This is a genomic window from Leifsonia aquatica H1aii (assembly GCF_000633535.1).
Lineage (GTDB): Bacteria > Actinomycetota > Actinomycetes > Actinomycetales > Microbacteriaceae > Leifsonia > Leifsonia aquatica_A.
Window position 1 is genome coordinate 1 of the sequence record NZ_AYMR01000055.1, and the last position, 4,520, is coordinate 4,520.

Consider the following 4,520-nt stretch of genomic DNA (forward strand, 5'->3'; position numbering starts at 1 on the left):
CCCCCTCCCCCACCGCCGCCGCCGCCGCCCAGGAAGGCTGACATGTTCACCGGAATCATCGAAGAGCTCGGCGAGATCACCGCCGTCGACCGCGTCGCCGACGCTGCCCGGATCACGGTGCGCGGCCCCCTCGCGGTCAGCGACGCCCGGCACGGGGACTCGATCTCCGTGAGCGGCGTCTGCCTGACGGTCATCGACCAGGACGCACAGACGTTCACCGCCGATGTCATGGCCGAGACGCTCGCCATGAGCACCCTCGACGACGTCGCCCCGGGGCGACGGGTCAACCTCGAACGCGCCGCACAGGTGGGCGACCGGCTGGGCGGCCACATCGTGCAGGGTCACATCGACGGCACCGCGACCGTGCTCTCCGTCACCGACGGCAGCGCGTGGCGCGTCGTGCGGCTCAGCCTCGACCCGGAGCACGCCGCGCTCGTCGTGCGCAAAGGCTCCATCGCCGTCGACGGGGTCTCGCTGACGGTCAGCGAGGTCGGCGGCGGCCGCGACGACGGTTGGTTCGAGGTCTCCCTCATCCCGGAGACCCTCTCCGCGACCACCCTGGGCGACCGCGTCCCCGGCGATCGCGTCAACATCGAGACGGACATCCTCGCCCGCCACGTGGAACGCATGCTCGCCCTCGGCGAGCGGAACGAACGGAGTGCGTCATGAGCCTCGCCACCATCCCAGAGGCCCTCGCCGAGCTGCGCCTCGGCCGACCGGTGATCGTCGTCGACAACGAGAGCCGCGAGAACGAAGGTGATGTGGTGCTCGCCGCGGAGCTGGCCAGCCAGGAATGGATCGCCTGGACCGTGAAGAACTCCTCCGGCTTCATCTGTGCCCCCATGACGAACGAGATCGCCGACCGGCTCGACCTGCCGGTGATGGTCGCCAACAACGAGGACGCCCGCGGGACGAACTACACCGTGAGCGTCGATGCGGCCGATCGGATCTCCACCGGCATCAGCGCCGCCGACCGGGCCCACACGCTGCGCGTGCTCGCCGATCTCGATTCCACGCCGACGAGCCTGCACCGGCCCGGGCACATCATGCCGTTGCGTGCGGTGGAGGGCGGCGTGCGCGAGCGCGACGGCCACACCGAGGCCGCCGTCGACCTCCTCACCCTCGCGGGGCTGACGCCGGTGGGCGCCATCTCCGAGATCGTGGCGGAGGACGGCGAGATGATGCGCCTGCCCGGCCTCATCGAGCTCGGCGAGCGGGAGGGCGTGCTCGTCGTGACGATCGAAGCCCTGATCGCGTACCTCCAGGAGTTCCACTGCGACCAGCCGCTGGAGCCGGTGACGCCCGTCCCCGAGTCCTCCCGCGTGATCTTCGAGGTGGAGACGACGGTGCCGACCACCCACGGCCCGTTCCGGATGCGCGCCTACCGGGACCGGATGACCGGCGCCGATCATGTCGCGATCGTCGCGGGCGAGCCGGCCGCAGCCGGGGCGCTGGTGCGCGTGCACTCGGAGTGCCTGACCGGAGAGGCGTTCGGCTCGCTCAAGTGCGAGTGCGGGCCCCAGCTCGACGCGGCACTCGACACCATCCAGCGCGACGGCGGCGTCGTCGTCTACCTGCGCGGGCACGAGGGCCGGGGCATCGGCCTCATCAACAAGCTGCGCGCGTACAAGCTGCAGGAGGAAGGGCTCGACACCCTCGACGCCAACCTCGCCCTCGGCCTGCCGATCGATGCGCGCGACTACGGGGCGGCCACGGCCATCCTGCAGGATCTCGGCATCGCGTCGGTGCGCCTGCTGACCAACAACCCGGAGAAGGTGCGTCAGCTCGAGGAGCACGGGATCGACGTGACCGAGCGCGTGCCGCTCATCGTCGGCGTCGGCGCCTTCAACGAGGGCTACCTGGAGACCAAGCGCGACCGGATGGGTCACGCGATCGGGAGCATCGACCAGACCCCGATGGACGACACGGCTGCGATCGCAGCGGAGAGGACCACACGATGAGCGGAGCGGGAGCGCCCGACGCAGCAGGAGCGATCGACGGGAGCGGCCTGAACGTCGTGATCGTCGCCGGCACCTGGCACGAGCAGATCACGGACGGCCTGATCGCGGGCGCGCAGCGCACGCTGGAGGCGGCCGGCGCGACCTGGTCGCTCGTGCGCGTGCCGGGAAGCTTCGAGCTGCCCGTCGTCAGCAAGGCCGCGCTGGAGTCCGGCGCCGACGCGGTGGTGGCGCTCGGCGTCATCATCCGCGGCGGCACACCGCACTTCGAGTACGTCTCGGCCGCCGCGACCGACGGCCTCACCCGGGTCGCCCTCGACACCGGCAAGCCGGTCGGCTTCGGCGTCCTGACGCTCGACGACGAGGCGCAGGGCATCGACCGTGCCGGCCTGCCCGGTTCCCGGGAGGACAAGGGCGAGGAGGCGGCCCACGCCGCACTGGCGACCGCGATCACTCTCCGGGAGCTGCGCGGCTGATCCAGGTCGGAGCGGCGGCGTCCCCGCCGCTCCGACTCACGGCTTCCAGACCATCAGCGCCACGACGGCGACGAGGAGCAGCGACGCGACTCCGGAGCCGGCCGCGATGGCCGGGTACCTCGACGGCGTCCCGCCCTCGATCGCCTCGGCGGCGCGACGCATCGTGGGCACCACCAGGAAGAGGGTGAGGGCGAGCGCGACCGCGTAGAGGATGATCGACCACAGGATCCACGGGGTGAGGACGCTGAGGTCGTACTTCTTGTCGGCCAGGCTCATGGCCCCGAAGCCGAAGACGATCACCAGGAGCGACAGCAGGGACAGCAGGTTGGTCGACTTCGCCAGCACCTGCACCTGGCCGGCGTTCCCGGCGCGGACCGCACGCATCGCCGTCATCGGCAGGATCGCCATCGGCCCGACGATGAAGACGGCCGACACGACGTGCAGGACGTTGATCAGAGTATCCATGCCCTCAGCCTATCGATCGGCCGGATTCGTGAGCGCCCGGGGGCGTGCTTAAGCTGGAGGGTGCGCCACAAGCGCCGCCAGTCCCTTCCTCTCCCGCCTCACCAGCTCCCGGACGCCCGATCGACGCCGGAACGCTTCGCGGTCCGCTCCCGTCTCGGAAGTTCTACGCATGTCAACGACGGCCTCCGTCAACCCCGCTCCCGCCCCGCCGCCCGCGAACACCCGCGGACGCGTCATCCTCGCCAGCCTCATCGGCACCTCGATCGAGTTCTACGACTTCTACGTCTATGCGACCGCTGCGGTGCTGGTCTTCCCCTCGCTCTTCTTCGCGAGCGAGGACCCGACGGCCGCGCTGCTGTCGTCGTTCGCCGTCTTCGGCGTCGCGTTCATCGCACGGCCCGTCGGCTCGATCCTGTTCGGGCACTTCGGCGATCGGATCGGGCGCAAGGGCACCCTGGTGGGCTCGCTTCTGACGATGGGCATCGCCACGGTGCTGATCGGCTGCCTCCCGACCGCACAGACACCGGGCTGGGAGTTCTGGGCGCCGTTCCTCCTGGTCGTGATGCGGTTCTGCCAGGGCCTCGGACTCGGCGGTGAGTGGAGCGGGGCGGCACTGCTCGCGACCGAGAACGCCCCGGCGGGCAAGCGCGCCATCTACGGCACGTTCCCGCAGCTGGGCGCGCCGATCGGCTTCATCGTCGCCAACGTGCTTTTCCTGATCCTGAACCTGTCGATGAGCGCCGACGCATTCGCGGCCTGGGGCTGGCGCGTGCCGTTCCTGCTCAGCGCCGTGCTGGTCATCGTCGGCCTCTACGTGCGGCTCAAGCTGGTGGAGACGCCCGCCTTCCAGAAGGTCGTCGACGACGGCGAGGTGGCGAAGCTGCCGCTCGCCCGCGTCTTCAAGACCAGCTGGTGGCAGATCATCCTCGGCACGTTCATCATGCTCGCGACCTACGTGCTCTTCTACCTGATGACCGCGTTCACCCTCACGTACGGCACGACGGCCGGCTCCGCCGACGCCGCACGCGCCGCGGCGGCGAAGGCCGGCAAGACGTTCGATCCGTCGACCTTCGTTCCCGGTCTCGGGTACACGCGCAACGACTTCCTCATCATGCTGATCATCGGCGTGGTGTTCTTCGGCGTCTTCACCCTGGTCGCGGGCCCCCTCGCCGAACGCTTCGGGCGCCGGAAGACACTGATCTGGGTGACACTCGGGATCATCGTGTTCGGCCTGCTCTTCGTCCCGCTCTTCGCCGGCGGCACGATCGGAACGATGGCGCTGCTCATCGTCGGTTTCACCCTCATGGGCCTGACGTTCGGGCCGATGGGCGCCGAGCTGCCCGAGCTGTTCCCGACCAACGTGCGCTACACCGGCTCGGCCATCGCGTACAACCTGTCGAGCGTGCTCGGCGCGGCCGTCGCCCCCACCATCGCCGTCTGGCTGTGGACGGTCGGCGGCGGCTCGACCGTGTGGGTCGGCGTCTACCTGTCGCTCGCGGGCCTGCTCACGCTGGGCGCGCTCCTGCTCTCCCGGGAGACCAAGGACATCGACTTCACCGAGAACGTCAGCTGATCGCCGATCGCAGATCGCACATCACCGATCGCAGAGAGACGGAAGGCC

The 4,520-nt window shown here is 70.0% G+C and carries 5 protein-coding genes; 4 read left to right on the forward strand and 1 reads right to left on the reverse strand.

Annotation, left to right across the window (positions count from 1 at the left end):
* Nucleotides 1-42: 42 nt before the first annotated feature.
* The 3 genes from U870_RS0121985 to ribH are packed head-to-tail and all read left to right on the forward strand — an operon-like array spanning nt 43 to nt 2,434.
* Nucleotides 43-669: a riboflavin synthase gene (locus U870_RS0121985; protein ID WP_025159497.1), complete on the forward strand. Its 627-nt coding sequence runs from the start codon at nt 43-45 to the stop codon at nt 667-669.
* Nucleotides 666-1,961 carry a bifunctional 3,4-dihydroxy-2-butanone-4-phosphate synthase/GTP cyclohydrolase II gene (locus U870_RS0121990; RefSeq protein ID WP_025159498.1) on the forward strand — a complete coding sequence of 432 codons (1,296 nt, stop codon included), beginning with the start codon at nt 666-668 and terminating at the stop codon, nt 1,959-1,961. The genes U870_RS0121985 and U870_RS0121990 overlap by 4 nt, the downstream gene beginning before the upstream one ends.
* Nucleotides 1,958-2,434, forward strand: a complete 477-nt coding sequence (gene ribH / locus U870_RS0121995; RefSeq protein ID WP_025159499.1) for a 6,7-dimethyl-8-ribityllumazine synthase — start codon at nt 1,958-1,960, stop codon at nt 2,432-2,434. The genes U870_RS0121990 and ribH overlap by 4 nt, the downstream gene beginning before the upstream one ends.
* A gap of 36 nt (nt 2,435-2,470) precedes the next feature.
* Here ribH and U870_RS0122000 read toward each other — a convergent pair whose 3' ends face one another.
* Nucleotides 2,471-2,899 carry a DUF2269 family protein gene (locus U870_RS0122000; protein WP_025159500.1) on the reverse strand — a complete coding sequence of 143 codons (429 nt, stop codon included), beginning with the start codon at nt 2,897-2,899 and terminating at the stop codon, nt 2,471-2,473.
* 169 nt (nt 2,900-3,068) lie between these two features.
* Here U870_RS0122000 and U870_RS0122005 point away from each other — a divergent pair, with 169 nt between their 5' ends.
* Nucleotides 3,069-4,472 (forward strand): MFS transporter, encoded by a 1,404-nt coding sequence (locus tag U870_RS0122005; protein ID WP_025159501.1) that lies wholly within the window; start codon nt 3,069-3,071, stop codon nt 4,470-4,472.
* The last annotated feature ends 48 nt before the right edge of the window (nt 4,473-4,520 follow it).

What these genes read in the sequence shown, in the direction of transcription:
- U870_RS0121985 (WP_025159497.1), top strand. Translation starts at nt 43, where the DNA reads ATGTTCACCGGAATCATCGAAGAGCTCGGCGAGATCACCGCCGTCGAC.
- U870_RS0121990 (WP_025159498.1), top strand. Translation starts at nt 666, where the DNA reads ATGAGCCTCGCCACCATCCCAGAGGCCCTCGCCGAGCTGCGCCTCGGC.
- ribH (WP_025159499.1), top strand. Translation starts at nt 1,958, where the DNA reads ATGAGCGGAGCGGGAGCGCCCGACGCAGCAGGAGCGATCGACGGGAGC.
- U870_RS0122000 (WP_025159500.1), bottom strand. Translation starts at nt 2,899, where the DNA reads ATGGATACTCTGATCAACGTCCTGCACGTCGTGTCGGCCGTCTTCATC.
- U870_RS0122005 (WP_025159501.1), top strand. Translation starts at nt 3,069, where the DNA reads ATGTCAACGACGGCCTCCGTCAACCCCGCTCCCGCCCCGCCGCCCGCG.